We start from the raw sequence: 26,831 nt of genomic DNA on the forward strand, positions 1-26,831 counted from the left end.
ATGATGACGGATCAGATCCAGAGTCTGGCGAGGGCACCGGAGGGGCCGGTGAGCGGGTCAGAGTGGGGAAAGCGGACCTTGCGCATACTTGCGAGTGTCTCCGGGCTGGCGGCGGTGCGGCAGATGTCCCAGTGCTCGTTCTCCGGGTAGGCGCCGATCACGAGGAAGTCGTCGGAGGCCGAGATGCGGCAGTGGCCGGTGCCGGTGGGCAGGACGAGGATGTCTCCAGCGTGTACGGTGAGTGGATCGTTGCCTTCACCGCCGAGGACGAGGTCGGCGTGGCCGGCTGCGAAGCCGAGGACCTCATGCGCGGTGGAGTGGTAATGGTGAAAGGAGTAGACGCCGTTGCGCCATTGGGGCGGCCAGCCGTTGGCGGAGAAGATGCGCTCCATGTCAGAGGCGAGGTCTCCTGTTAGTGGAAGCGCCTTTCGGTAGAACAAGACGGGCAATGGGCTGTTCGGCATCCAGCCGTTGGGCTTGAGGTGAAGCTGTTCGGGCGTCGCAGTCTGCGGGCTTTCGATTGCGGACGCTAAGGTTTTGGTGGTTGCCAAGCTGGCAGCTACGAAGCCGGTCGCGAATTGTCTGCGGTCGATTGGTGTCATGTTGAATGAGATGGCCTGGAGGTTAGCGGAGTTGGAACTCGGGGCTGCCCATGACGAAAGCGGTCAGCAGGTTGAGGGTGTCGGTGGAGTTAGAAGTGGGAATTTCGGTGATTTGTTTATGGATGAGTTGATTGGTCTGGGTGGAGACGTCGTCGCCGATGAGCGTGTCTTCGAGAACGTGAAGAGCGATGTCCTGGCCGGCTGCATCGGGTGAGGGTTGAGTCGTGGTGCCGTTGTGAATCTCGGCGGTGAGAAGGGCTTCGGAGAACTTTGCGCGGCTGGATTTTTCTGTCTCGGACATCTGGGGAGATGGTGAGCCGGCGGGTTGAGACATGAGGCCGAGCGCGAGAACGTGGGCTGAGTCGAACTTTTGATTGGCAAACTTGCCGCCGGTGAGGGAGTAGGCGAAGTTGAGGCGATCTACGAGAGCGGTGGAGTTCATCCACTGGTCGGCGGTGATGTAGTAGCCGGTGGGCGGGAGTGCGTAGTAGAGGGCCATGCCCATCGTCTTAAGGGTATTGACCAGAGCGCCGGGGTTCACGGGGTCCGTGGCGGTGGTGCGGAAGGCGGAGGCGACGAACTCCATCGGGGTCTTGACCTTGTTGCGGAAGTACTTCTTCGAGTTGAACTCGGGAGATTGGACGAGGGTGCGGAGGATGGCTTTGATGTCGCCGTCGGTGGAGAGGTAGGTGGCGGCCATGCGGTCGACGAGAGCTGGAGGTGGGTCGTCGGCGACAAAGCGCTGGGCTAATTTGTAACTGATGAAGTGCGCGGTCTTTGGGTTTGCGGCGAGCTTGTTGAGGGCGTAGAGTCCCTCGCTTTTGCCGGCGTCGTTGGGCGCGAGTGTGGGGTCTACGCCGCGAATGGTCTCGCTGAACCATTGCTTGGGGCCGGGCTCGTGACGCTTGGGATCGTATTGGAAGGGACCACCCTGGTTGGGTCGATCGACGGTCCAGCCGGTGAAGATGCTGGCGAGTGCGGTGACGTCGGCCTGGGTGTAGCCTCCGTTGACGCCTGCGGTGTGGAGTTCCATGACTTCCCTGCCGTAGTTCTCGTTGAGGCCGTGGTTGCCCTTCTTGGAGTTTGGGTTGGCGGGGTTGACGCCGTTGGCCTGGGAGTCGGGGCCGATGGAGAGCCAGTTGTCGAGGTAGATCATCATCGCCGGGCTGGAGGCGGTGGCGAGAAGGAGATCGCGGAACTTACCGAGAACGTGTTTGCGGATGGCGTCGCGTTCGTAGCTGGTGGTGTACCAGGTGTCGGAGTCTTTGCCGATGTAGATGTTGAAGTGGTTGAACCAGAAATCGGCCATGACCTCCTGGAGTTGGCGCTCGCTGAGGATGGCGCGAAGGATCTTGGCCTGGGATAGTTCGTCGACGATGTAGTGAGGCGCGCCGATGTTGGCTGCCATGCCGTTGAAGATCTCGCGCTCGCGGGGGTTGAAGTCGGCCAGGAAGAGATTTTTTGATCGCCGGCGACGTAGGTGGTGAAGGCGATGCGCTCGGGGACGGAGAGCTTGATGAGCTCCGCCATTCGCTGATTTTTGGGGAGGGCGAAGAGCTCTCCTGCGATGCGGGCGGCGGTGTCCTGGTCGTTTTTCTTTTGTGCGGCGGCTTCGGCGTCGGTGGGTGGGGGCGTGATGAGTTGGCCGTTGGCGTTGGTCTTTTTGCTGTCGATGTCTTTGTTCAGTTTGTAGACCTGAACCTCGTACATGGCGAGGAGGAGGGGTCGGTGGGGTAGGGGCGCTTGCCTTCGGCGGTGATGGCGATGGTGAAGTGGTCCGGGAAGAGCTGAAGGGCCTGGTCGGGCTGGAGGTTGAGGGTGGTGTAGTCGGCGAGGCGGTGGTCGAGGGCGGCATCGGGGATGGCGGCGGGGTTGAGTTGCTGTTCGAACCACTTTTCGGGGGTGAGGGCGATTACTTTTTCGAGGTCGCCGGGGCGAGGGCCGAAGGTGAAGCGGTTGAGGAGCTGCTGGGCTCGTTCCTGCTGGGTGAGGGGGACTAGAGGGGCGTCCTTTGGCGGAGTCGTTGCCTTGGAATTGGCGGGCTTGGGCGAAGGTTTGGGCGAAGATTGGGTTTGGGGGTGCGCCGGCGCGGCGACCGATAGAGCCAGGAGAATCGGTAAGAACCTTCGCATAGACGCCTCTGGCCGGTTAGACCTGATTCGGGGTTCAAAGTTGCGTTTTCCTGGGCTTTTGAGAGAGGCGACGGTACCCCCTCCCCCGGGGTTATCCTGGGCGTAAAACCTTTCGATTCAATGGCTTGCGGGCCGCAACTGCCGGTAAAATATTGCAATCAAAAGAGCTACGCACAAAATGCTTGTTATCAATAAGTTAGCTTGGTTATTCGTTCTCGCGGCTGTCTGCTCTTGTGTTCTATATCAAGTATAGCTATTGGAGGGTAACTGGTACGCCACACGAATCTGCAGGATTGGCGCGGGTTTTGTTGAGTTGGGGGCTTGACAGCCGAGGGCGGTGTCGCGGATCGCCGGTCGTGTGGGGGCGGTGGAGTGAAATACAGGGATCTCTCCACTGCGCAACGAACGGTGAAACTGTTCGCTGCTTCGCTCGAGATGAAGTGTAGGTGATTTATTTATGGTGGGCTGGGAGGGTCCAGATGGAACGATAAGACGCTGCGGTTGTCCCGCGCGGAGACTGTCAGGGGGCGGTTCGACATACTTGATCGTGCCGCCATTGGACGGTATGGTGAGCGCATGAGTCTGATTCGAGTTGCGAATGAGCGGGATGCGGGCGCGATTGCGCATGTGCATGTTGAGAGCTGGCGGACGACGTACGCGGGAGTTGTGCCGGAGGCCTACCTTGCGAGTTTGAAGGAGGCGGAGCGCGAGGCCTCGTGGCGGGAGTGGCTGACACTCGATGTGGACGTGTACGTTGCGGTGTTGGAGGGTGAGGTGGTTGGGTTCGTCAGCGGAGGAGCGGTACGGGAGCCTGTGGAGAGGTTCGATGCGGAGTTGTATGCGATCTATCTGCTGCGGGAGTTCCAGGGGCGTGGGATCGGGACGGCTCTTTTGAAGAGGCTGGCTGGGTCGTTGAAGGCGAGAGGGTTGGGGAGCATAATGGCCTGGGTGCTCGAGGACAACTCTTCCGGGGGCTTTTATACGCGGTCGGGTGGGGTGCGGGGGGCTTCGAAGGAGATGGAGGTGGGTGGGGCAATGCTGCCTGTGGTGGCTTATGGGTGGGCGGATCTTGAGGCGATTGTCGCGGGTGGTTGACGTGGTTTTTTCGTGGTGAGTTCGTGGTGGTTTTGTGGTGAGACAGCGACCGCAACTGAAACGACTGCAGCAGATTCTTCCCCGTTCGACTGCGCTCAGGATGCGGAATGGCAACCAAATAGACAGGCAACGGCGACGGCTGGGTGCTTGGGATGGAACGTTCGGACGGTATCGGGGAGTGGAGGGTGTCGGGATCCTTCACTCCGTTAAGGATGACGGCGAGAACAAACAACGACGACTTACCAATACAACGAAAATGATCTTGCCGTGGCCTGGAAGACTCGGACGGTATCGGTGGGCGTCAACTGCAACGCCAACGACAAAAGCATATACAGGGACTCTTTGCTCAGGGTGCGGAATGACAAACAAAAACAGGCAAGTGCAAAAGCGAAATGCGGGGGTCTCTCCACTGCGTCGCGCGATGAAGCCGCGCGACTCCGGTCGAGATGACGCATCTTTTATCACTCATCGCTTATATGCATCTTTATCACTCATCGCCTGTTGCGTCTTTAGAACTCTCTTCGCTTTGCTCAGAATGACGGTATGGAACGATATCAGCTAGACGGAGCTGGGGCGGGCGGGGATGGGGGTGGGCTTTTTGAGGCGCTTCAGGGCGGTGTAGGCTACGCGGGCGAGGAGGAGGAGGGTTAGGACAGCGGTAACCTTCCAGGGGGCGTTGTTGCCTTTTTTGACGAGCCACCAGAAGTGGACGATTCCGGCGATGGCGGCGAGGTAGACAAGGCGATGGAGGCGCTGCCAGTTTTTGCCTCCCATGGCTCGCATGATGAAGGCGGGCGAGGTGCAGGCGAGAGCGAGGAGAATGAGCCAGGCGAAGAGGCCTACCTGGATGAAGCGGCGCTTGAGGATGTCATCGACCATGCGGGGCCAGATGAGCTTCCATTGGGTGACGAGCTCGCCGGGATGGCCGGAGCGGAGACCGGTGAGGGCGGTCTGAAGGTCGTAGCCGGAGAAGAGGAAGATGTAGGTGGAGAGGTGGAGCGTGGCGTAGAAGAAGGCGTAGAGGCCGATGAGTCGGCGGAAGCGGATGAGAAAGCCGAGGCTGGTGGCGAGGCGGCGGATGGGCGTGATGGCGAGCGAGGTGAAGAGGAGGTAGAGGGTCCAGTCGCCGGTGAAGTGGGTGATGAAGTTGACGGGGTCGGCGTTGAGGGCGAGGCCGCCTGAGGTGTAGAAGTGCAGGAGCCAGGCGAGAGGGGCGAGGCAGAGGAGGTGGATCAGGACTTTGAGAAGGACGATGGCGCGCTTGGACATTTGTCTTGGGTTTAGTTTAGCTCGGGTGCTGAAGTTGCCGGACGGCGTTGATGTTGAGCGGGGATGATGACCGGGTACATGAGGACTGGGGAGATGATGAGCGGAAGATGCGAAGATCCGTACGGCAACGAAGAAACTTGCGATGATGGAAGACGGGTTGCCATTCCAGTTCTTTATCTCGCAAATTGACGGGAAACGAGCAACTGCAAAAGCGAAATGCGGGGGTCTCTCCACTGCGCCGTGCGATAAGGCCCGCACGGATCCGGTCGAGATGACGCATCTATAAAGTTTCCAGACAGGTTCTTAGGCTCTTGGCTTCCAGACAGGTTCTTAGGCTCTTGGCTTCCAGACAGGTTCTTTGGCTCTTGGCTTTTTCTTGAGTCTTAGTAGTATTTTTTGAGGTCCATGCCAGAGTAGAGGCTGGCTACCTGGTCGGCGTAGCCGTTGAACATTTGAGTGGGGATGTTGCGCGGGAGGAGACTGGTGTCGAGACGGCGCTCGTGCGCTTGAGACCAGCGGGCGTTGTCGTAGTTGGGATTGACGTTGGAGTAGAAGCCGTATTCCTTGCCGTCGACTTCGTTCCAAGTGGTCGCAGGCTCCTTGTCGGTGAAGTGGAAGCGGACGATGGCCTTGGCGGATTTGAAGCCGTACTTCCAGGGGACGATGACGCGGACGGGGGCTCCGTTCTGGTTGGGGAGAACTTGTCCGTAGCAGCCGAAGGTGAGGAGGGTGAGGGGGTTCATGGCCTCGTCCATGCGGAGACCTTCGCGATAGGGCCAGTCGTAGCCGAAGGGCTCGTCGGGCATGACTTTGCGGTTGTTGTAGGAGAAGAACTGAACGTATTTTGCGCTGGGGAGGGGCTGGCAGAAGGTGATGAACTCGGAGAGGGAGTAGCCGTCCCAGGGGATGATCATGGACCAGGCTTCGACGCAGCGGAAGCGGTAGACGCGCGACTCGAGGGGGCGGTAGTGGATGAGGTCGTCGATGTTGATGGTCTGGGGCTTTTTGACCATGCCGGTGATCTGTATGGGCCAGGGGCGGATTTGGAGGCGGTAGGCTTCGTGGGAGGGGTCGGACTTGTCGGTGCCGTACTCGTAAAAATTGTTGTAGCTGGAGGCCTTGGCGAGGGGAGTTTGCGGGTCGTCGAGGGTGTATTTGCTGGGGATGGTTTTTAGCTGCTCGGCGGCTTCGACGGTGGTGGATGGGTCGATGAGGGAGGGAACGGTGCGGGCGGCGAGGGCGGCGGCGCCGAGGGTGGCGGCGGAGGTGAGGAAGCGGCGGCGGGTCTGCTGGTGCTGCTCGAAGACGTGCTGGGGAGTGATCTCGGAGGAGCGGATGATGGTTTCGAGGCTGGGAGATTTGCGGAGAAGCATTGCGTTGGTTCCCTCTGAACGAATACTGATGCTAATTATGACTCGAAAGCCCGGTGGGGGTTACAGGGTTAATTCTCCAGCTGCCTAGTAAGTTGAGCGAACCAGAGCGAGGACGAAATACGGGGTTCTCTCCACTGCGCGGTTCACGATGAGACCGTGAACCGCTTCGGTCGAGATGACGGTTTTTCGTGTACTTCATGGTATGTACGGCTGGGGTTGAGTGGTGGATGGTGGGATTTGTCACGTGATTTGGGGCGGTTGGGTGTGAGAGATTAGAAAGTAATGACTTCTGAACGGGTTGTGGCGGGTCTGGCTGCGGTTTCGGTGATGTCGCTCGTGGTGGCGGGTGGGTTTTGAGCTGCCAGGAGCTGCGGGAGACGGCGAGCCTTGCCGGGGAGCAGGTACGGCCAGCGGTTGGGGTGCAGAAGATTGCGGCCAATGAGGGGTCTGCGGCGCTGTGGCAGAGTTTGGTAAAGCTGCGGACACGGGCGAGCCTGATGATGATTGTGGCGCATCCTGATGATGAAGACGGCGGGATGCTGACGTATGAGGCGCGGGGGCAGGGCGCGCATGTGGCGATGCTGACGCTGACGCGGGGCGAGGGTGGGCAGAATTTGATGTCGGCCGACTTTGATGACGCGCTGGGGTTGGTGCGGACCCAGGAGTTGCTGGCTGCGGGCCGGTACATGGGGATCGACCAGATGTGGGGGACCGAGGTGGACTTCGGGTTCTCGAAGACAAAGGAAGAGGCGCTGGAGAACTGGGGGCACGATCGCGTGTTGTATGACGCGGTGAGGGCGGTGAGGCTGTATCGGCCGCTGGTGGTGACGGCGGTGTTTGTGGGTGGGATCACGGATGGGCATGGACAGCACCAGGTGTCGGGCGAGATGGCGCAGGAGGTGTTCGATGCGGCGGGTGATCCAAAGGTGTTTCCGGATCAGATTGCGGCTGGGTTGATGCCGTGGAGTCCGCTGAAGGTTTATGGGAGGGTGCCGTTTTTTCGGTGACGTCGAAGGGGATGTATGACTATGCGACGGGCAAGTATGCTCCGGCACGGTTTTATAACTACGTGACGAAGGAGTGGACGACGGAGTCTCCGAAGGCGAATGTGACGGTGGCGGAGGGAGACTATAGCCCGGTGCTGGGGATGACTTACTTGCAGTTTGCGCGGATGGGGCTGGGGCTGCAGAAGTCGCAGAATGGCGGGATGGGGATACCGGCGGCGGGGAGGTTTGATGTGGGGTATCACCGGTATGGGGCTCGGCTGCTTGATAGCGCGCAGCCTCGGGAGGAGGAGAAGGGATTCTTCGATGGCGTGGATGTTTCGCTCGCGGGGATGAGCTCACTGGCTCCGGGGAGAGTACTTTTTGAAGCAGGATCTGGCTAAGATCGATGGGCTGGTGGGGCAGGCTGTGGGGGTTTACAAGATTGCTGCGCCGGAGAAGACGGCTCCATTTTTGCGCGATGGATTGAAGGCGACCGATGAGTTGATTGCGAAGGTGGAGGCTAGCGGGCTGACGGATCGGGAGAAGTACGATCTGCTGCATGAGCTGCGCGTGAAGCGAATGCAGTTCAATGACGCGATTGTGCACGCGCTTGGGCTGAGTTTGAGGGCGCAGGTTGCGGGGAAGGCGGAGACGGGACCGTTTGCGCGGTTCAGCGATGGCGCGGAGACGTTTGTGACGGCGGTGCCGGGGCAGAGCTTTGCGGTGAAGATGCTGGTGGTGAATGGAAGCAAGCTGCCGGTGACGCTGAAGGGGGCGGGGCTGGAGTCGAGTGCGGGGGCTACGTATGAAGGCTCGGGTGCGAAGGCTGGTGAGAAGACGATCGTTAGCGGTGAGGCTTACGAGGATCTGTTTCAGGTGAAGCTACCGGAGGATGCGAAGGTGACGCGGCCTCCGTTTACTCGGCCGGGGATTGAGCAGGCTTACTACGATGTGGCTGATCCGGCGATGCGGAATGCTTCGCTTCCCTTGCCTGCGCTTACGGCTTGGGTGACGGTGGACTATGACGGCGTGGAGGTGAAGCTGGGGCAGGAGGTGCAGACGCTGCATCGCGTGACGGGGCTGGGAACGGTGTATGAGCCGCTGGTGGTGGCTCCGGCGATTTCGGTGGCGGTGTCGCCGTCGGCGGGTGTGGTGCCACTGACGGAGAAGACGTTGATGGTGACCGCGAAGGTGAAGAGCAATGTGAAGGGTACGGCAACGGGGACGGTGAAGCTGGAGCTGCCGAAGGGTTGGACGGCGTCGCCGGAGAAGGCGGAGTTTTCGCTGGGGAGGGATGGTGATTCGGTGGATGTGCCGTTTGTAGTGACGCCGGGGAAGATGGCGGAGACCGCTTATACGATGACTGCGGTTGCGAGCTATGAGGGAAAAGAATATCGCGAGGGGTATAAGACGGTTGGGTATGCGGGTTTGCCTCCGGCAAATCTTTATCGTCCGGCGACGTACCGGGCGCGAGCGGCGGATGTGAAGGTGGCTGCTGGAGCCGACGGGCGGGGGTTGAAGGTGGGGTATCTGCCGGGGACCGGGGATGAGGTGCAAGCGTCGATTGAGAATCTTGGAGTGCATGCGACGACTTTGACGATGGGCGATGTTGCGGGCGGAAAGTTAAGTGGATATGACGTGGTGGTGCTGGGTGTGAGAGCTTATGCGGCGCATCCTGGACTGGCGGCGAATGGGCAGCTGTTGCAGTATGCGAAGAATGGCGGCGTGGTGATTGTGCAGTACAACCTGGGGAACTTCGACTACGGTCCGTACTCGTATTCACTGGGAGACGCCGAAAAGGTGGTGGACGAGAGGGCGCCAGTGCGGCTGCTGGTGCCGGAGAGCCCGGTGTTGAGTTGGCCGAACAGGATTACGGAGCGCGACTTCGATGGATGGGTGGAGGAGCGCGGGCACGGCTTTATGGAGACGTGGGATTCGCAGTATGTCGCTCCGCTGGAGACGCATGATCCGGGACAGGATCCTCAAAAGGGTGGTCTGCTGGTGGCGAAGACGGGCAAGGGAGCCTATGTGTATGTGGCGCTTGCGTTGTATCGCGAGCTGCCGGAGGGAGTGCCGGGAGCCTACCGGTTGTTTGCGAATCTGTTGAGTTTGGGGAAGAATATGCCCGCGAATTGAGCGAATCGAAAGACCCCACGACAGCGATAGGACTCTGCGAAAAAACCGTCGTGAAGTTATATTTTTGTGGCAGTTCGGAAAAGAAGCAGGCCTCTACTCCGCCAGGCTTCGGTCGGAATGACATCGTTGCCGATGGACGCACTTGTTTAGAACGATCATCGTTGCGATGAGGCTGCGGGTCGTATTTTGATCGCTTTCTCCGCGAGGCTGGCGGCGAGACAGAAGCGGGCTGGTTGAGAGACACTGGACGACATGATGACTGGGGAGAGAGAAAGACAACTGATTGAGGCAGCGGATCTGCTGCTCGATGCGCGGCGAACGGGAGTGCCGATCGAGGATCTTCCGGAGGCTTTGCAGCCGAAGAATACGGACGAGGCTTACGCGCTGCAGGATCATATCGCAGAGGCGTATGGGGAGATTGGCGGGTGGAAGATCGGAGCTCCCAGTGCGGAGGCCGAACCGTTGTTTGCGCCGATGCCGCTGGCGTGGGTTGCGCGAGATGGTGCGGTCGTTGTCGGGGTGCGGAGGTATCGCGGACTGGAGGCGGAGATTGCGTTTTTGATGGGAGCGGATCTGCCGCCGAGGGCGACACCGTACTCGCGGGATGAGGTGGTGGCTGCGATTGCAAGCTGCCATCCGGCCATCGAGGTGATTGAGAGTGGCCTTCGCGATCCGTTGAAGGCGGCGCGGATGTCGATGATTGGGGATCTGCAGATGCACGGCGGGTTTGTGTATGGGCCAGCAGTAGCGAATTGGAAGAATATCGATTTCAAGGCCGAGCATGTGATGATTGCGGTCGATGGTGCGGTGAGGGTGGAGCGGACGGGATCGAATACGTCGGGGGATCTGATGCGTTTGCTGCCGTGGCTGGCGAATGAGGGCGCTGCGAGGACTGGTGGATTGAAGGCTGGACAGTGGGTGACGACGGGAAGCTGGACCGGTGTGACCGCAGCTGTTCCGGGGTCTACTGCGAATGTAAAGTTTTCTGCTGCGGGCGAGGTTCATCTGCGGTTTCAGTAAATCGGAAACGCAGGATTGTGTTGGGCTTTTGATTGCAGCCTAGAATTTCTTTGGCTCATGCCAGTGGGATGGCTGAGGGGCTTTAGTTCCCTGCTTCTTCCTTCCTCTTGCTTGCTCTTCTTTGCTCGTCTTTAGAAGATATGCCTGCCGGACGGGCCCACTGCGCGTGGTGCGGCCACTTCGTGGCGTGTGTACCGGTCTTGGCAAGATGATCCTCTACGGTCCTCCCGTTGGTCGGGATCATCGGCTCGGGTACGAGTGCCCACGTTCGACGCACACCGGATTGAAAGTGTCGCTTAGAGTGGGGGCGGCTCAGCTTCATCACCAGACATTTGGCGGCTCCGCCGGCCTTGAGGAATTCAGTGAGCTCGACCTCGATGATGTCGAAGCCGCGTGACTCGAGTTGGCGGCGGAGGTCGGTGCTGATGTTGTTCAGGATGATGGTGCGGTCGACGTTGATGGCGTTGCAGGCGAAACAGACTGCGTCGGCTTCGCGGACGATGACTCGCTTTTCGGAGGGATAGAAGGCTTCGATCTTCGCAAGGGAGGCTTGGTCGAAGGCCTCGGGATAGTACATGACGTAACCGCCTTCGAGGGAGCGAAGCAGGTGTCGAGGTGGTAGAAGCGCGGATCGATGAGGTGGAGTGAGGTGACCTCGATGCTCCAGATCTTGCGTAGAGTGTGGTGGCTGGAGGCGACGGTGCGGGGGCCGTAGCCGACCCAGAGACGCGTGCCGTCGGCGGAGAAGAGAGCGTCGCCCTCGCCTTCGAAGGGGTAGCGCGCGGAGTGTCGATGACCTTATAGCCGGCGAGCTGGAACCAGCGGCGGAAGTGTGGCTCTTCGCCCTGGCGTTCAGGATGGAAGAAGCTGCTGATGGCGACGGTGCCGTTGCGCTCGAGGCCGGCGTTGGCGGTGAAGACCATGTCAGGAGAGCCGGGCTCGGGTTCGACGAGTTGAACGTCGGCGATGGTGCTGACGGCTTCGTAGAGACACTGCCACTGCTCGGCTGCGCGAGTGCGGGAGGAGGCGTGGACGTTGCCCGCCATCCACGGGTTGATGACATAGTCGACATCGTAGAGCTTGGGGGCACACATCAAAAAAGTCGCGGGGGTGGTGCGGATTGTGGCTAGGATCGCTGGGGCGGTGATCTCGATTGGCTGCGTGCTCATACAGAATGTTTCTCCATGATCAGCATGGAGGATGACAAAAGCCGCGTCAACACTAATGATTATGCATTGCCGACGCATAAAGATACATTTTGTGGAACAAATATGCGAGAAGTTGAGTAATTGCTATTTAGGGGTTACGGGCCATCGTTCGTGGAAAGGGAGCCAGTGCGTCGGCATGACGCGACGCTTCATTTGAGGGGAGGGGCGATGATGGAAGAGCGAGAGCGGTGGCCGGCATGGCTATACGTGAGCGTAACGGCAGGTGCAATTTTGATGGCTCTCGGCGGAGTGATCGCGCTGGTAAAGCCTGGATTACTTTTGGGGCCAGGTGACGCGATCAGTCCAGGGGTTCGGGTGTACGCGGGGTATCTGGTGTCGCGCAATCTGGCCTTGGCGGCGATGCTGCTTGTTTTGCTGTTTTTGCGGGCAGGACGAATGCTTCAAGGGATGATGTTGCTGACGGCCGCGATTCAAGTGCTGGACGCAGTGCTTGATGTAATCGAGGGGAGGCGGCCGATTGTGCCTGGAGTGCTGGTCTTCGGGGTCGTCTTCCTGCTGGGTGCGCGGTGGCTTGGTCGAAGGGTTTCGAGATGAGCTCCTTCTCTCGCCCCCGGACAGCTATCCGGGGTGAGAGAGGTAATCCGCTTAGGATCTGCGCCGTGCTTCGTCCGCCTCCTCGGCCAGACTGAACATCACTCGCAGGAACTCTGGATTTTTCTGGCCGATGAAGAGCCCGTCATCCACAAAGCCCTGGAGAGAGGCCACTGCTCCACTATTTTTTGTAGAGGTTGGACGAACGATTGCAACGGGTGGGAACTTCTTGCTGAGGAAGTGGGTTGGTTCCGGCATGATGAGGTTGGCCTGCAAGGTGTCGCCTTTGAGGGACTCGGGATTGGTCTCTCCCTGGGCGTTAGCAAGTGTGGTAAAGGTAACGGACGCCCCGGTTCCACCTGGTCCATTGTCAACGTCGGTCAATGGGAGTGCATTGCCGGCCTTGTCCTGCCAGGTTTGAAAGTGCATGGTCTCGCTGGGGCCGATGCTAAGCAGCACCCGCAGGACTTCCAGATTGTTTACCTGCTGGGCCAGTGTCGGGTAGAGGCTGCTTCCACCTGCTTCTATAAATGCGAAGTGGAATCCCGCCGTGAAGGCGATTGCCTGGAGGTGGTGTGTAATGCTTGTAGTGTTGTCGCTGCTGATGAAGCTGCCTGCGGTGTCAGCGTCGGTTCTTGGAATCGCTGTATGTTTTCCTACGTTGAGGCTGGGGACTGCCTGAACGAATGGTGCGTTGGGATCGAAGTCAGGATTGGTGACGCTGCGGTACTTGGACCAGAAGCTGGTGTCCACGGTAAGCTGGGTCAGGTTGGTGAGCCTTGTCTTGCCGGTGGAACCGGTCGCAGTGCTGCCTGGGATGGTGGCAAAGCGGCTGAGGTCGACTGCCTCCGCACCCTTCGATTCCAGATATGCTTTGAGGAAGGCGGCGTGGCTGATCTCATCGTCGGTATTGTCGTGGATGTACTGGGCCATATCGCCGTCGAGGATAGAGAGCGCAGCGGTGTAGAGCGGGTTTCCCCGTTGACTCCGGAGACTTCCTTGTCCTGGACTCCTCCAAGTTCGGAGTATTGAATCCACAGGTCGGCTTCGATCTGTTCAAGAGCATTCAGGAATCTGAGAATCGCGATGTCGCCTTTTGTGAGATCGCCGTCTCCTTCATGCTCTTGACCAAAGGCGGATACTCCACCCACTAACAAGCCTGTGCCCATGGTCGCTACGCCTGCTGCCGTAATTCCCGTTCTCAAGAACTCGCGCCGATTGGCGGATTTCTTGAGCAGAGTTTCAGATTGTGACATTTTCACTTCTCCTTTTGTCGGAACTTCGTTGAACCCGCAAAAATGCTGCTGACTGCGGTGACGAGACAGTAGCCGTTCTACTCGTCGCTGTTGTCAGTGCGAAGTCAAAAGAGTGTCGGCCTGAGTAAAAATTTGGTAAGCGCAGAGAGCACGCAGAGAGAGATAGTCTGCTGTCGTGATCAGTTTGGCTTCTTGATCCTCTTGCTCCATCCGGTTGCAAGCTTCGCGGCTCGCCCGTTCACGGCACTGGAGGCACAGCTCTGCAGCCAGGGTCGTAGCCCTTAGCGGCCATATGTTAAATAGCGGTTACAACTGTCTCGCTCATGTCGGGCCATGAACAATAGATCGTTATTTTTTACTTGGCGGTGCACTCGGTAGATGCGAAGGGGAGATGGTCGAATTGAACTGCTGATGCGGCGGTCGCGATCTTCGCTAAGCGTGCAGCGACCTTGTACGGGCCGATTCTCTCAGTCACAGGAGATGTCTGTAACACTCGGTCAACAGAGAGTTTGCTAGGCTGGAAGAATGACAGTTCGACAGTATGCTGCGTACCTATTGGCGACGGCACTCCTCTTGAAGACCGGTTCAATGTCAGCACAATCTGGCTTGACGGCTATCGATCTCCCCACAAGCAAGGAGATTCTGCAGCCGGTCCCGGGCAGCCCGCAAAGGCTCAATGGACTGCCCATGTCGATGGCCATATCGCCGGATCAACGCTTTGTTGTCACGGTCAATGCGGGATACGGAACCTTCGAGTCTGGTTACAAACAGTCGCTGGCGGCGCTGGATACGCAGACCGGCGTTGTGGAAGACTTCCCTGACGACAGGACTTCAGTCAAAGCCAGACAGACGCTTTATTCGGGGTTGGCCTTCAGCCGAGATGGGAGGCATGTCTACGCAAGCATGGGATCGGAGACCGATCCTCTTGGCACGGAGAAGGGTGATACCGGCAGCGGCGTCGTGGTCTATGGTTTCAACGCTGGCAAGATTTCACAGGAGCGGATGATAAAGATTCCGCTGCAGCAACTGGCTGCGGGCCGCAAGACGATGCTGATTGGCAGCACGGCTGGAGATAAAGGCGTGCCTTTTCCGGCTGCGATCGCTGTGGTGGGTTCGTCAAGCTCAGAAAAACTTTTGGTGGCAGACAATCTCTCCGACGACGTACTGCTGATAGATCCGGCCTCGGGTGCGATTCTTACGCGGTTCGATTTGTCGGAAAACGATGCGGTGCCGTCGACATATCCTGTCGCGCTGAGCGTCTCAAAGGACGAAACCCGCGCGTTCGTGGCGCTGTGGAACGCAAGCGAGGTTGTAGAACTTGATTTGAAAACCGGTGTCGTCGGCCGTAAGCTTGCCCTGCTAAAGCCTGAAAGTTCGACGGCGGCCGGAACTCATCCCTGTGCGCTCCAGATGTCGGGCGACGGCCGGACGATGTACGTTGCGCTAGCGAACCGCGATGCGGTTGCGGCTGTTAATGTGGATCGCGGGCAGTTCGCGGTAAGAGGTTACTTCGACACCCGACTGCCGCACCAGACCTACTTCGGAGCAGAGCCTGAGGCACTGGCTTTGTCTCCTGATGGTTCAAGACTCTACGTGGCGAACGCGATCACCGACGCAATCGCAGTGCTTGACACGAGGAAGCTGTCGGCGAAGGTGGCGAAGGTGGGGATGGTCGAACCTCTGGGCTTTGTGCCAACGGAGTGGATGCCGATGTCCATTGGACTGACCGGTGGAAAGCTCTATATCGCGACTGCCAAAGGAAAGGGAACGGGACCAAACAATTTTCAGCAGCGAGAGTCCGAGTGCACTAGAAGCACCAGGCCGGGCTCTTCGACTTACATCGCAACGCTGCTTTATGGATCTCTTGCCGTGTTGGACACGCAGACCATGGAGCGAGACCTTCCGAAGTGGACGGCCGAGGTGGTCGAGTCGAATCGGATGAAGGCGGCCGAAGAAAAGATTCGGTTTGCAGGTAATCAGCAGGACCGCATCAAGCATGTGATCTACATCATCAAAGAGAACCGTACCTATGATCAGGTCTTCGGAGATCTTCGACAAAATGGGAAGGCCGTCGGCAACGGTGATTCCAAGCTGACAATGTATGGTGCGGAGATCACACCGAATCAGCACAAACTCGCTTTGCAGTTTGGAGTGCTGGATAACTTCTACGATTCCGGTGAGGTTTCGGGCGACGGGCATGTGTGGTCAACCGCCGGCATCGGCACAGACTATCTGGAGAAGACATGGCAGCAGAACTACCGGGGGAATGAGCGAACCTACGACTTCGAAGGGGTGGTCGCTGAGGGCTATCCTCTTCTGCAAAAGATTCCTGATGTCAATGAACCCAACAGTGGATACCTTTGGGGAAACCTCGCGCGACAAGGCAAAACTTACTACCACTTCGGAGAGTACATCTCGTCCACATTTTGCGATGCAAAAAAGACTGCAAGTCAGGAAGGCCCGCTGCTGGAGGGAGCGAAGTGTCAAAAACCCTCGATCCTGCCGGGGAGACTCTGCCGGCCGAGTGGGGCGGCGGCGTGAATAAGTGGCCGTGGCCGATCCCACTTCTGGCGACCAACATCGCAACCAAGCCGGAGCTTGTTGGGCACTTTGCGACAGAGCAGCCAGACTTCAATCTGAGGGTTCCAGATCAGATCCGGGTGGAGGTCTTTCTGAAGCACTTTGGAAGATGGGTCGCCGACCGCGAGGCAGGCAACGACGATATGCCGAACTTTATCCTCCTGCGGCTTGGAAACGACCACACAGCAGGAACAACGCCCGGTGGACCAACTCCTAAGTCTTCCATCGCCGACAACGATCTGGCCGTCGGCCGTGCGGTGGATGCGGTATCCCATTCAGCCTTTTGGGATGACACGGCATTTTTCATTCTGGAAGACGATGCGCAGGCCGGTGCGGATCATGTGGATGCACACCGCAGTCTGGCTTTGGTTGTCAGCAAATACTCGCCAAAGACGGCGAGCGGAGAAGCGTTCGTTGATAGTCGCTTTTACTCGACTGTCAGTGTCCTGCGGACCATGGAGACCCTGCTTGGGCTACCGCCGATGAACAACAATGATGCCTTCAGCTCAATGATGGGTTCTTTGTTTACCGGAGATGGGAGTCAGCCGGCATTTTCGGCGGATTACAAAAATCGCGATAGCGAGCTGATCTACACAGCAAATACGAAGTCTGCACCAGGGGCGAAGGCGTCTCAGGCGATGGATTTTCGACATGCCGATCACGCGGATACACAAAAGCTGAACGTGATCTTGTGGAAAGACGCCATGGGCGACAGCCCAGTACCAGCTCTGCTGCTTGCTCGCCCCAAGAAGCTGAAGAACGACGACGATTAGTCAGACGGAGAACCTCCGGGCCCGCGATGGTCTGGTTGATCCCTGTGTTGACATGGGGCTTCGCTTCGTCGCATCAACCTCTACCCGATGACGCGTTTCAAGTGCCCCTTGCTCCCGCCAGTCCCATGAGCACTCTATGGGCCTTAATGGTGGAGGGATGTTCAGGTAGCACGGAAGGTGTAGAGAACTTGAGCGTGTTTGCGGATATCTTTTCTAGAGATTCACCTTTTGCTGACCGTTGGGCCTGGAACACTTGTTTTTCTCCTGCACGTAAAGAGCTGTTTGCGAGGGTGATGGGCCCGAGCTGACTAAATTTGTAATCCTTTCCAGGAGTCCCGATGTTCAAAGTAGCCGCATCCCTCAATTTGTTTATCGCCTCGTTGCTCTCGAAGTTGTGCCTCGCTATCTGGCCTGACGATCGACGATCCGGTGGGTCGATGAAGGTCCGCTCAGGAGGTTTCCGGCTTCTGACTGCCATGCTCGCGCTGCTTGTGATGACGGCGTGCGGTGGAGGGTGGAATGGCTACTCCAGTCAGCCTCCAACCATTACGAAGCAGCCCGTAAATCAGACCGTCAATGTCGGACAGACCGCTACGTTCAGCGTCACCGCGACGGGGACCGGGACACTTACTTATCAATGGTTCGACAACGGCACGGCGATCGCCGGAGCCACTTCCAGCACCTACACCACGCCGGCGACGGCAAGCACCGAGAGCGGTTCTGTCTTTACGGTGACCGTAACCAATGCCGGGGGAACGGTGACCAGCTCGCCGGCTACCCTGACGGTGGCTGCGAGCTCTACAACAGTGCCGCCGAACGCTCCGCTTGTCATTAGTCAGCCAGCAAACCAGACCGTGCAGGTGGGCCAGACTGCGACGTTCAGCGTTACTGCCACTGGGACCGCTCCGCTCACTTACCAGTGGTCGAAAAACGGGGCTTTGATTCCCGGCGCGACTTCGAGCAGCTACACTACGCCTGCCACGGTGATCGGCGACAATAACTCGCAGTTCACGGTGACTGTAACCAACGCTGCAGGAGGAGCCACGAGCAATCCGGCTACTCTGACGGTGACCAGCTCTACAGCGGTGCCGCCGAACGCTCCGCTTGTCATTAGCCAACCAGCAAACCAGACCGTGCAGGTGGGCCAGACTGCGACTTTCAGCGTTACTGCCACGGGGACCGCTCCACTTACTTACCAGTGGTCGAAAAACGGGACTTTGATCCCCGGCGCCATTTCGAGCAGCTACACCACGCCTGCCACGGTGATCGGCGACAATAACTCGCAGTTCACGGTGACGGTGACCAATGCTGGGGGAGCAGCCACGAGCAATCCGGCTACTCTGACGGTCATCAATACGATCCCGGTGGCCAGCAGTCTTGCATGCAACTCGGCTACTCCTGCGTACAACACCTCTGCAACACTGATTCCCACCTTTTCGGGCGGCACGGCGGTCATCGGATCGGCCGGAGTTGGGAGTAGCGATATCACGTTGACCGCAATCAGCGGCAACTCATACTCGACTCCGCTGCTGACCTCGCCCAAGACGTACACTCTGTCGGTCACCGGCACGGGTGGAGCAGTGGCTTCGACAACGTGCACGGTGACGCCTACCAATGTGACGATCTCACCGATCACTCCTGCGAATTCGACGATAGCGCCGGGGACTCAGACCTTTTCTGCCACCGCTTCGGGAGGCGCTACCAATACCTTGGTATGGACCGCCAGTGCGGGGAGCTTTGTGGGCAATGTCTGGAACTCTCCCAACACCGTTGGCACCTATACGATCACAGCTACCAGCGTCGATGAGCCTTCTGTTTCGGCTACCACCAAGGTAACCCTCAGCTTGCCGGTGATCACTGGGCAACCGCCGAGCGTGAACGTTTGCAACAACGCCTCGACAACTCTTTCTGTCGTCGCGTTGTATGCGAGCACGTATCAATGGTTCTTCAACGGATCGCCGATTGCCGGGGCGACCAGTTCGAGCTACTTCATTCCGAGCGCAGTTGCGATGGATGTCGGCAGCTATACAGTCACCGTTACAAATGCTGCGGGCAGCGTCACCTCGAATGCCGCGAAGGTCGTGGTGGGGACAACTATCACCTCCAACCCGGTGAGTCTTTCTATTCTGCCGGGCCAGACCGCTACCTTCTCGGTTGCGGCTGCGGGAGACGCTCCTTTCAGCTACCAGTGGTATGTGATTGCTCCAGGCGCCTCGACGGGAGTTGCAATCCCGGGAGCTACGCTAAGCACTTATACGACACCCGTAGCAGTGAACACGAGTTCCAGCGGCGCTAAATACTACGCCACGGTCACGGATAGCTGCGGAAGCCTGCTTACGAGCACGTCGGCTACCCTGACAGTCACTCCCGGCAATGATCCACCCACGATCATCACTCAACCTGTCAGCCAGACCGTGGCGATTGGCAGCACGCCAACATTCACTGTGGTTGCGGTCGGATCGCCTACCCTGACCTATCAGTGGTACCAGATACCTGCGGGCAGCGTGACGGGTACTGCTGTACCAGGTGCAACGTCGTCCACTTATACTGTTCCGGCGACCGCGACCACTATCAATAATGATCAAGACGGCTACTATGTCATCGTCAGTAACAACTATGGGCAGGCGTTGTCTCAGACTGCCACCCTGGCGATTGGTACTGGAATCCTGATCACGAAGCAGCCGGTGGATGTCTTCGTCAACGCGGGAGATTCGGCTACCTTCTCGGTGACAGCTACTTCGGCGCTTCCTTTGACCTATCAGTGGTTTGAAGCAGCACCGGGAGGCGCCACCTTCTCTGCGATTCCAGGAGCGACGAGCGCTTCGTACACGCAGGCTTCGACGGCTACTTCTGACTCCGGTTCCGTCTTTTATGTGGTTGTCAGCAACGGAAGTTCCCTGCGGTCACAAGCAATTCAGCATCACTGTTCGTTGGAACTCTAACGGGCGTCGGCAATCTTTGCGGCGGTTGGAAGTTGATAGGCAATGCCCTTCCGCCTAATTCTGCCTGTGCTATTCAATTGTCCGCAGCCGTGCTTGGTCAGCGGGGCGAGATCGTCTGGCCCAACCTGATCTCCACCGGAGACATTCAACTCAGTTTCACTATCACCACCAGCAACTCAAGCAATCCTCCGGCGGACGGCTTCGCCATGGTGTTGGGCGATCCGTCTCTCGGAGCAACGACCACCAGCATTGGAGCTACCGGAGGCGGATTGGGGGCGGAGGGAATTCCTGGAATCGTGCTTGCCTTCGACGATTACCACGATCCAGGCGATCCGCCCGTTCCTTATCTTGGCGTTGGCAGGGGGAGACCGCTTTGTGGGAAAAACCATACTTCAACGTCAACACCAACATTCCCCCGCTTGCCGTTGCAGGAGCCACGGTATCGCATGATTACGTCGTTTCTATCGTGCAGGGAATGATGACCGTGACGATGGATGGCACTCAGGCCTTCTCGGGCAGCGTCTCCGTCCCTCCTGTGGCCTACCTTTACTTCAGCGCCTCCACCGGTGCTCTCGATGAGCAAACGGTTATTAGCAACCTCTCAGCCACTGTTACCGCACCGTCCAACTAACGTGCGGACGAGGAGACACCAGAGATGCGATCGCTTTTATTAGTCTGTGTTTGGATGATTGGAACAGCAGGTACGGCTTTGGCCCAGGCGATTTCCGGGGGACCATCGCACAGTGGAGATGCTGCCGTGACGTACCACTGGGTGCATACGAACGCCCCCCGAATGGAGGATGCGGCTGCTTTCCGCTGAATGGCGGTGGCATCTCCGCCTCCTGGAACCTTGGCACTCGATTGGCCGCAGTTGCAGAGTTCAGCGTTGATCACACCAGCAATGCGCTCTCTTCCAGCAAGTCGCTTACTCTGACTTCCTATCTCGGCGGCGCTCGCTATCGCCTTCCGCGATTCTGGAATCATGGTGATCGCGCTCTTGAGCCATTCGCCCAGGTGCTCGTCGGAGGGGCACACGCAGGCGGTGGAATGGCCGGTGTGGCGGATGGCACCTCTGCTTTTGCCGGTCGTCTTGGCGGCGGAATCGACTTACCCTTGACCCTCGGAATCTCTGTTCGCCTTATACAGGCTGACTACTATATGACCAGTTTCGATAACTCCGAAGACAATCGCCAGAACAATATTCTACTGGGCGCAGGGGTTACCTTTCATTGGCTCCACTGAGTGGAAGAGTTCGCAGACTTGCTTCACGAAGGGTTGCAACAGCGGATTCGGGTGTGATGTCCCTTTGTGGAGAACCGAGCAGTTCGTAGCCGACCATGAACTTTCGGATGGTGGCCGAACGCAGCAGCGGGGGTAGAAGTGGGCGTGAAACTGCCACTCAGGGTGCTCCTCGCCGTCGCAAGGAGCAGGATGCAGGCCCATGGAGTATGGGAACGGAGTGTCGAACAACTGGTCGTAGGTTGCGGTGACCGAATGCAGAATGGCGGCGAAGTCTGATCGTTCCGTCTCTGTGAATGCCTGCAGACTGGTGACGTGTCGGCGTGGCAGAATCATCACTTCGAAGGGCCACACGGCCCAGAACGGTACGACTGCAAGGAAGCTCTCGTTCTGCGCGATGACACGCTCGCCGAGCGACTCTTCCAGTTTCTGATACTCGCACAATAGAACTGCCTGGTTCTTTGCGAGGTATTCGCTTTGGCCGGCGAGCTCTGAGACTACTTCGTCAGGGATGGAACGGCTGGCCCAAAGCTGCCCATGGGGATGGGGATTGCTGGCCCCCATCATGGCTCCGCGATTCTCGAAGATCTGCACATAGTTGACGTCGTCGCGTGCGCCCAGCTCTGCGTATTGTTCGCTCCACACCTCGACGACTGCGCGAATCTCGGGTACCGACATCTTCGATAAGGTGAGGTCGTGACGTGGAGAGAAGCAGATGACGCGGCAGACTCCACTCTCGCCCTCGGCAAGCAGGAGGCCTTTGCCTCCTTCGTCGCTGGAGAACTGCGGTGCATCCGGCCTCAGTGCGGCGAAGTCGTTTTCAAAGACGTAGGTGGTGGTGTATTTGTCGGTTCGCACTCCGCCTGCGCGTACGTTTCCCGGACAGAGATAACAGGTCGGGTCATAGGCCAGTGCCACCTCTGTGGTCTTGGTCTCTGTCTGCCCTTGCCACGGGCGCTGCGTGCGATGGGGAGATACCAGAACCCACTCGCGTTTGAGCGGATTGAATCGACGGTGAGGGTTCTGCTGCGCTAAAGGAATCACTGGACACCACCGTTTGCCGCCATGGCGAGCGCTCCATCGGAGGGAGCACTGACAAAGCACTGTGCGTCGATTCCGGTCTTTGCTGCGTACTGTTCTTTCAGAGTTTGGACGAATTGTTCCGCAAGCTCGGCGCGAACGACATTCACGGTGCATCCTCCGAATCCGCCCCCGGTGATGCGAGCACCGAAACACTCTGACTGCCGCATGGCAATCTCAACCAGCGTATCGACCTCTTCACAACTTGCAGCAAAGTCATCCCGCATACTTTTGTGCGCCTCCACCATGATTCGTCCAAACTGTGTCATATCTTTGTGCAACAGCGCCTCCCGAGCATCTAAAACGCGTTGATTTTCTGTGATGATGTGTCTGCATCGTGCAAAGCTGGCGGCTGACATTTTACTTTTGCAGGCTTCGAGATCTTCCAATGTCGCATCTCGAAGGAGCTGAACGCGTGGCCGCTCGCGCTGCAGGACTGCTTGACCAGACTCGACCTCGTCGCGGCGGTCTCCATATTCGCCGGTCGCCACGGCATGTTTCACCATCGAGTTGCAGATGACCACACGCACCTGCTCTGGCAAGGGCAGAAGCTCGAAGTTGAGAGATCGGCAGTCAAGCAACATTGCGCGATGCGCTACGGCACCTGCGACGACGAACTGATCCATGATGCCGCTCTTTGCGCCGACGTATTCGTTTTCTGCTCGACGACAGAGGGTTGCGAGTTTTTCGAGGGGAGGGTTGCTCCGGCTTGGGCCAAGAGCCCTAACGCTGTCGCCACTTCGACGGAGGCAGAGGAGCTCAGGCCGGCACCCAAGGGAACATCTCCTGCGAGAGTCATGCTGAAACCGTCCACCGCGATGTTTTGCTGTTGGAGAGCCCATAAAACGCCAGCCGGATAGTCAGACCAACGTCCGACCGGAGTGCGTTCCAGAGAGGCAACTTCGAAGGAAGCCTCTTCGTTGTAGTTTGCTGAGTAAAAGACGGCGCGTTGGTCTTGTCTGCTACTGACGACGGCGACGGTTCGAAAGCCTATCGCCATGGGCATGACCAGACCACCTGTGTAGTCGGTGTGCTCGCCGATCAGATTCACCCTGGCAGGCGCAGCAAATATTTGTCCCTGCTGACCAAACCGCTGCCGATGGGACTGCAGCACTTGTTCGTTGTCCACCTTCATTCACAGAACCCGCATTCTTGAAGTTACTGACAAGATCATCTCATAACCGTGTACGTGCACGTAATAACGTGGCTACTCTTCACGAAGGACTTCCAACGGCTTTCGACCCAGGATGCGATGACTCGCCACCCATCCGGTTGCGACGGTCAGCGCGGCTGTTCCGAGGAGCGCGCCCAGCGTCCACCATCCTTGGAAGTGGTAGGTAACTGTGAGTTTTGTGAGCAGCACTCGCGCGATGATGTTTGCGAAGAGGATGCCGACGAAACCGGCAACGAGCCCCAGGACGGCGAATTCGATGGAGAATACGGTGGCGATGCGCGCTCGAGTGGCGCCCAGAGTTTTGAGGACGACGACCTCGCGGATGCGGCGATAGCGGGTTCCGGCGATCGAGCTGGCGAGAATGATGATGCCGGCGAAGATGGAGAATGCTGCGAGAAACTGGATCACGTAGGTGATCTGGAGGACTACGGCTCGTACGGTTTCGAGCGCCTGCGCAACGTTGATGACGGTGACGGTGGGGTAGGAGTTATAGAGGGCGCGCTGCAGTTCGCCGACGTGATTTGGGTCGGCATGAACGCCGCCGTACCAAACGACCGGCAGGCCAGCGAGGGCTGGTTGCGGCAGAATGAACTCCGCTCGCGAGTAGGCATGCTGGCCGTCGGATTTCGTGAGGGCGACGACCGTGGCGACGAACTGAGTGTCTTGTGCGGCGAAGGTGATATGCGATCCGACATGAACGCCTAATCTGTCCGCCTGACGTTTTTCGACGGCGACTAGGGGACGCTTTTCGTCTGTGGGCCACCAGTTCCCTTCCACCGTCTTGGTTCCGGGAGGCGAGGCGGCAGACCAGGTAAGGTTGATCGACCGCAACATTCGCTTGGGGAAGTTCTTCAGCTTCGCCTCGTTAGCGGGGACGCCGTCGATATCGACGATGCGGGACGATACGACGGGGAGAAGCTCCGGCGGTGCTGTGACACTGGGCTGCGACTTTAGTAAGGTACGAATTCCGTTGATCTCTTCGTTAGTGATGTCAATCAGGAAGACGTTGGGTAGATTGGGCGCAGCGGATACATGGAGTTCCGAGACTACGGCCTGCTGGACGAGATAGACCGTCATGATCTGCATCACACCGAGCCCGAGTGCGGCCAGCAAAGCCGCAGAGGGATTGCCGGGGCGATACAGGTTTGCGAGTCCGTGACGAAGCGAGGACGGCAGATGGAGCCGGGTCTTTGAGAGGAAGAAGCGGAGTCCGGCCAGCACGGCTACCGAGGCGAGTAGTAGAACCGCGAGGACGGCTACCAGGCCGAACGAGAAGACCTCGCCCACGACAAGCGAATCGCTTAGTGTCGTGGCGATAGCGGCAAGTCCTGCGAGGATGAGCACTGCCGCGGCAACCTGGGCGAGATTCCTGGTGATCTTGCGCCATGCTGCAGTCACGAACGGGTCGTCGTTATCTTCCACGGCTCGGCGAAGAATGAGTATGGGACGAACTCCGCGAATATCGAGCAACGGGGGCAGGGTGAAGAGGAGGGTCGTGAGCAGGCCGGCTGCGAGACCAGTGATGACGGTGCGAAGTTGAAGATGAAGCTCAGTGTCGACGTGGATGAGACGAGCCAAGAGGTGGGGAAAGCTGAGCTGCACTGCGACGCCGAGGGCTACGCCTAGAAGACCTCCGGCGAGGCCTAGTAGCAGCGTCTGAAGCAAGTAGATTTTGATGATCTGGCCGGAGCGTGCCCCGAGGGACTTCATGATCGCGATGGTGTCCAGTCGCTGCTGAAGGTGCGCCCGCATCGCCATGGCGACACCAATGGCGCCGAGGACCAGAGCTACGAGACTCATCAGTGACAGGAGGCTTGTTGCGCGGTCGAGTCCTTGCGTGAGCGCCGGGTTGGTCTCTCGGTAGTCGATGATTTGTGCCTCTGGAAGGAGCTTTTCCAAACGGGCTTTCAGATCTGCCACTGCTTTGTCGGAGATAGGCGCGCCGTTACTGGGCGGAGGAACCTTGAAGAGATAGCGCTGCCCGGCGTGGCTTCCGGGTGCGAGGAGACCGCTGTTGTCCAGGCCCTCTCGCGAGATGAGCACGCGTGGACCCGCCGCGAAACTGCCTGAAAGACGATCCGGCTCGTTTACGACAACTGACCCGATTCGAAAGAGCTGAGTGCCGATCTTGAGTTGATCTCCTACCTTGACGTTCAACCGCACGAGGAGGTCGTCAGCAACCGCGACGGTGCTCGCGTCGAGTACGGTCTTCAGCTGGGCCGACGGGCTGAGTTCAACCTGTCCGTAGAACGGGTACTTTGCTGGATCTACCGACTTGAGCGAGACCAGCAGCGGATCGAGCGTCTTCGCGGAGGACGCCATCGAGAGCAGTTCGGTGACGGGGGTGATCTCGACTCCGGTGGCCGCGATCTGATCGAGCGCCTTTTGCTGATCAGGCGTCGGCTGCTGAAACATTCTCGCCGAGAGGTCGGCCGCCATGATGCTGCGGGCTCGATTGAGTAGAGTGCTTCGGAAGGAAGAAGAGAAGCCACGCACTCCAGTGAGCGCGGCGACGCCGATGGCGACTGAAAGAATGACGAAGAAGAACTTGCCGCGAGAGGAGTGCATCTCGCGGGCGGCGATCTTCGCGGCGGACCGATAGGAGAGGGTCGCCATCAGCCCTCGGTCAGGGCGGCTTCGCGCGAAGTCTCGGCAGGGGTGGGATTGATCTCGTCGGCGATGATCAATCCATCGCGCAGAGTGATGCGGCGGTTCGCGTAGGCGGCGAGCATGGGGTCATGCGTCACCAGGACGAGGGTTGTGCCTTCCGTGCGATTCAGATTGAGCAGAAGCTCCAGCACATGAGCACCGTTGGTTGTGTCGAGATTCCCGGTGGGCTCGTCGGCAAGAACAATGGGAGGCCGGAGGATGAAGGCTCGGGCGAGGGCTACTCTCTGCTGCTCGCCGCCCGAGAGTTGAACGGGGTAGTGGTCCATGCGGTCTCCGAGACCGACGCTGGTGAGCAGATCGCGTGCGCGGCCCAGGCCACTTTCTTTCGTGTCGGCGTTTAGCTCGTAGGGGAGCAGGACGTTTTCGAGTGCAGTCAGCGTTGGAATCAGCTGGTACGACTGAAAGACGAATCCAATGGTCTTTCCGCGAACCTGCGCCAGCTTGTCCTCCGGAAGATAGCTGATGGCGGCGCCGTTCAGATGGACGTTCCCGGCGCTGGGAGTATCGAGTCCAGCCAGGAGGCCGAGGAGTGTGGACTTTCCACTGCCGCTCGAGCCCATGATGGCTGCAAACTGCCCACGTGGAATGGTGAAATCGAGCCCTCTAAGAATGTCGACGGTGCGGGGACCGTTGCGGATCGACTTGCGAAGACCTTCGACGACGATCATTGCAGTTGGTGAGGTCAACTTCGGGGACTCTCCTTCTTCGGCAAGGGTTTGTTACTTTGTAGAGATGCGGAGAACA

General features: G+C 58.6%; 25 protein-coding genes and 1 pseudogene. 14 read left to right on the forward strand and 12 right to left on the reverse strand.

Annotation, left to right across the window (positions count from 1 at the left end; translation table 11 throughout):
• Positions 1-11: 11 nt before the first annotated feature.
• Complete coding sequence (locus RBB80_RS28550; protein ID WP_433965567.1) at positions 12-602, reverse strand: cupin; 591 nt, start codon at positions 600-602, stop codon at positions 12-14.
• Between the two features lie 22 nt (positions 603-624).
• Positions 625-2,052: a DUF1800 domain-containing protein gene (locus RBB80_RS28555; protein WP_433969935.1), complete on the reverse strand. Its 1,428-nt coding sequence runs from the start codon at positions 2,050-2,052 to the stop codon at positions 625-627.
• An 11-nt stretch (positions 2,053-2,063) separates the two neighbouring features.
• Here RBB80_RS28555 and RBB80_RS28560 point away from each other — a divergent pair, with 11 nt between their 5' ends.
• On the forward strand, positions 2,064-2,339 hold the full coding sequence (locus tag RBB80_RS28560; RefSeq protein WP_433970105.1) for a hypothetical protein: 276 nt from the start codon (positions 2,064-2,066) through the stop codon (positions 2,337-2,339).
• Here RBB80_RS28560 and RBB80_RS28565 read toward each other — a convergent pair.
• Positions 2,285-2,734, reverse strand: a complete 450-nt coding sequence (locus tag RBB80_RS28565; RefSeq protein ID WP_433965568.1) for a DUF1800 family protein — start codon at positions 2,732-2,734, stop codon at positions 2,285-2,287. The two genes, RBB80_RS28560 and RBB80_RS28565, sit on opposite strands and share 55 nt — an antisense overlap.
• A 576-nt stretch (positions 2,735-3,310) precedes the next feature.
• Here RBB80_RS28565 and RBB80_RS28570 point away from each other — a divergent pair.
• Positions 3,311-3,829: an N-acetyltransferase family protein gene (locus RBB80_RS28570; RefSeq protein WP_433965569.1), complete on the forward strand. Its 519-nt coding sequence runs from the start codon at positions 3,311-3,313 to the stop codon at positions 3,827-3,829.
• 558 nt (positions 3,830-4,387) lie between these two features.
• Here the strand turns inward: RBB80_RS28570 and RBB80_RS28575 are convergent.
• Both RBB80_RS28575 and msrP read right to left on the reverse strand, forming a co-directional pair.
• The gene (locus tag RBB80_RS28575) at positions 4,388-5,098 is read right to left on the reverse strand and encodes a sulfite oxidase heme-binding subunit YedZ (RefSeq protein ID WP_433965570.1); all 711 of its coding nucleotides are present in this window, start codon (positions 5,096-5,098) and stop codon (positions 4,388-4,390) included.
• A gap of 383 nt (positions 5,099-5,481) precedes the next feature.
• The gene (gene msrP, locus RBB80_RS28580; RefSeq protein WP_433965571.1) at positions 5,482-6,471 is read right to left on the reverse strand and encodes a protein-methionine-sulfoxide reductase catalytic subunit MsrP; all 990 of its coding nucleotides are present in this window, start codon (positions 6,469-6,471) and stop codon (positions 5,482-5,484) included.
• Between the two features lie 353 nt (positions 6,472-6,824).
• On the opposite strand from msrP, the gene RBB80_RS28585 reads away from it, so the two are divergent.
• From RBB80_RS28585 to RBB80_RS28600, 4 genes are all read left to right on the forward strand, one after another.
• The gene (locus RBB80_RS28585) at positions 6,825-7,478 is read left to right on the forward strand and encodes a PIG-L family deacetylase (protein ID WP_433965572.1); all 654 of its coding nucleotides are present in this window, start codon (positions 6,825-6,827) and stop codon (positions 7,476-7,478) included.
• Complete coding sequence (locus RBB80_RS28590; protein ID WP_433965573.1) at positions 7,475-7,858, forward strand: hypothetical protein; 384 nt, start codon at positions 7,475-7,477, stop codon at positions 7,856-7,858. The genes RBB80_RS28585 and RBB80_RS28590 overlap by 4 nt, the downstream gene beginning before the upstream one ends.
• Positions 7,839-9,593 carry an NEW3 domain-containing protein gene (locus RBB80_RS28595; RefSeq protein ID WP_433965574.1) on the forward strand — a complete coding sequence of 585 codons (1,755 nt, stop codon included), beginning with the start codon at positions 7,839-7,841 and terminating at the stop codon, positions 9,591-9,593. Before RBB80_RS28590 ends, RBB80_RS28595 begins: the two co-directional genes overlap by 20 nt.
• A 252-nt stretch (positions 9,594-9,845) precedes the next feature.
• Positions 9,846-10,613, forward strand: coding sequence for a 2-keto-4-pentenoate hydratase (locus tag RBB80_RS28600; protein ID WP_433965575.1), 768 nt, complete (start codon positions 9,846-9,848; stop codon positions 10,611-10,613).
• 82 nt (positions 10,614-10,695) lie between these two features.
• Here RBB80_RS28600 and RBB80_RS28605 read toward each other — a convergent pair whose 3' ends face one another.
• On the reverse strand, positions 10,696-11,190 hold the full coding sequence (locus RBB80_RS28605) for a hypothetical protein (RefSeq protein WP_433965576.1): 495 nt from the start codon (positions 11,188-11,190) through the stop codon (positions 10,696-10,698).
• Positions 11,191-11,470: 280 nt separating this feature from the next.
• Here RBB80_RS28605 and RBB80_RS28610 point away from each other — a divergent pair, with 280 nt between their 5' ends.
• Both RBB80_RS28610 and RBB80_RS28615 read left to right on the forward strand, forming a co-directional pair.
• Positions 11,471-11,743, forward strand: coding sequence for a hypothetical protein (locus RBB80_RS28610; protein ID WP_433965577.1), 273 nt, complete (start codon positions 11,471-11,473; stop codon positions 11,741-11,743).
• A gap of 246 nt (positions 11,744-11,989) precedes the next feature.
• Positions 11,990-12,376, forward strand: a complete 387-nt coding sequence (locus tag RBB80_RS28615; protein WP_433965578.1) for a hypothetical protein — start codon at positions 11,990-11,992, stop codon at positions 12,374-12,376.
• A gap of 51 nt (positions 12,377-12,427) precedes the next feature.
• On the opposite strand, the gene RBB80_RS28620 is transcribed toward RBB80_RS28615, so the two are convergent.
• Positions 12,428-13,306: a ferritin-like domain-containing protein gene (locus tag RBB80_RS28620; protein ID WP_433965579.1), complete on the reverse strand. Its 879-nt coding sequence runs from the start codon at positions 13,304-13,306 to the stop codon at positions 12,428-12,430.
• 911 nt (positions 13,307-14,217) lie between these two features.
• Between RBB80_RS28620 and RBB80_RS28625 the strand changes: the two genes are divergently transcribed.
• From RBB80_RS28625 to RBB80_RS28650, 6 genes are all read left to right on the forward strand, one after another.
• Positions 14,218-16,170, forward strand: coding sequence for a bifunctional YncE family protein/alkaline phosphatase family protein (locus RBB80_RS28625; protein ID WP_433965580.1), 1,953 nt, complete (start codon positions 14,218-14,220; stop codon positions 16,168-16,170).
• Positions 16,110-16,982, forward strand: a complete 873-nt coding sequence (locus RBB80_RS28630) for a hypothetical protein (RefSeq protein WP_433965581.1) — start codon at positions 16,110-16,112, stop codon at positions 16,980-16,982. Before RBB80_RS28625 ends, RBB80_RS28630 begins: the two co-directional genes overlap by 61 nt.
• A 338-nt stretch (positions 16,983-17,320) precedes the next feature.
• On the forward strand, positions 17,321-19,924 hold the full coding sequence (locus RBB80_RS28635; RefSeq protein ID WP_433965582.1) for an immunoglobulin domain-containing protein: 2,604 nt from the start codon (positions 17,321-17,323) through the stop codon (positions 19,922-19,924).
• A 32-nt stretch (positions 19,925-19,956) separates the two neighbouring features.
• Complete coding sequence (locus RBB80_RS28640; RefSeq protein WP_433965583.1) at positions 19,957-20,403, forward strand: lectin-like domain-containing protein; 447 nt, start codon at positions 19,957-19,959, stop codon at positions 20,401-20,403.
• Positions 20,298-20,555, forward strand: a complete 258-nt coding sequence (locus RBB80_RS28645) for a hypothetical protein (protein ID WP_433970106.1) — start codon at positions 20,298-20,300, stop codon at positions 20,553-20,555. Before RBB80_RS28640 ends, RBB80_RS28645 begins: the two co-directional genes overlap by 106 nt.
• A 230-nt stretch (positions 20,556-20,785) precedes the next feature.
• Positions 20,786-21,166 carry a hypothetical protein gene (locus RBB80_RS28650; RefSeq protein ID WP_433965584.1) on the forward strand — a complete coding sequence of 127 codons (381 nt, stop codon included), beginning with the start codon at positions 20,786-20,788 and terminating at the stop codon, positions 21,164-21,166.
• Here the strand turns inward: RBB80_RS28650 and RBB80_RS28655 are convergent.
• The 5 genes and pseudogenes from RBB80_RS28655 to RBB80_RS28675 all read right to left on the reverse strand — a co-directional run bounded on the left by RBB80_RS28655 (position 21,144) and on the right by RBB80_RS28675 (position 26,755).
• Positions 21,144-22,267, reverse strand: a pseudogene (locus RBB80_RS28655) (UDP-glucose--hexose-1-phosphate uridylyltransferase). The gene RBB80_RS28650 and the pseudogene RBB80_RS28655 sit on opposite strands and share 23 nt — an antisense overlap.
• Positions 22,204-22,869 (reverse strand): galactokinase, encoded by a 666-nt coding sequence (locus tag RBB80_RS28660; protein WP_433965585.1) that lies wholly within the window; start codon positions 22,867-22,869, stop codon positions 22,204-22,206. The pseudogene RBB80_RS28655 and the gene RBB80_RS28660 overlap by 64 nt, the downstream one beginning before the upstream one ends.
• Positions 22,839-23,378, reverse strand: coding sequence for a galactokinase family protein (locus tag RBB80_RS28665; RefSeq protein ID WP_433965586.1), 540 nt, complete (start codon positions 23,376-23,378; stop codon positions 22,839-22,841). Before RBB80_RS28665 ends, RBB80_RS28660 begins: the two co-directional genes overlap by 31 nt.
• 72 nt (positions 23,379-23,450) lie before the next feature.
• On the reverse strand, positions 23,451-26,033 hold the full coding sequence (locus RBB80_RS28670) for an ABC transporter permease (RefSeq protein WP_433965587.1): 2,583 nt from the start codon (positions 26,031-26,033) through the stop codon (positions 23,451-23,453).
• Positions 26,033-26,755: an ABC transporter ATP-binding protein gene (locus tag RBB80_RS28675; protein ID WP_433969936.1), complete on the reverse strand. Its 723-nt coding sequence runs from the start codon at positions 26,753-26,755 to the stop codon at positions 26,033-26,035. Before RBB80_RS28675 ends, RBB80_RS28670 begins: the two co-directional genes overlap by 1 nt.
• Positions 26,756-26,831 lie beyond the last annotated feature (76 nt).

Origin of the sequence: Tunturiibacter gelidiferens, from assembly GCF_051013345.1 — a bacterium.
GTDB classification, from domain to species: domain Bacteria; phylum Acidobacteriota; class Terriglobia; order Terriglobales; family Acidobacteriaceae; genus Edaphobacter; species Edaphobacter gelidiferens_A.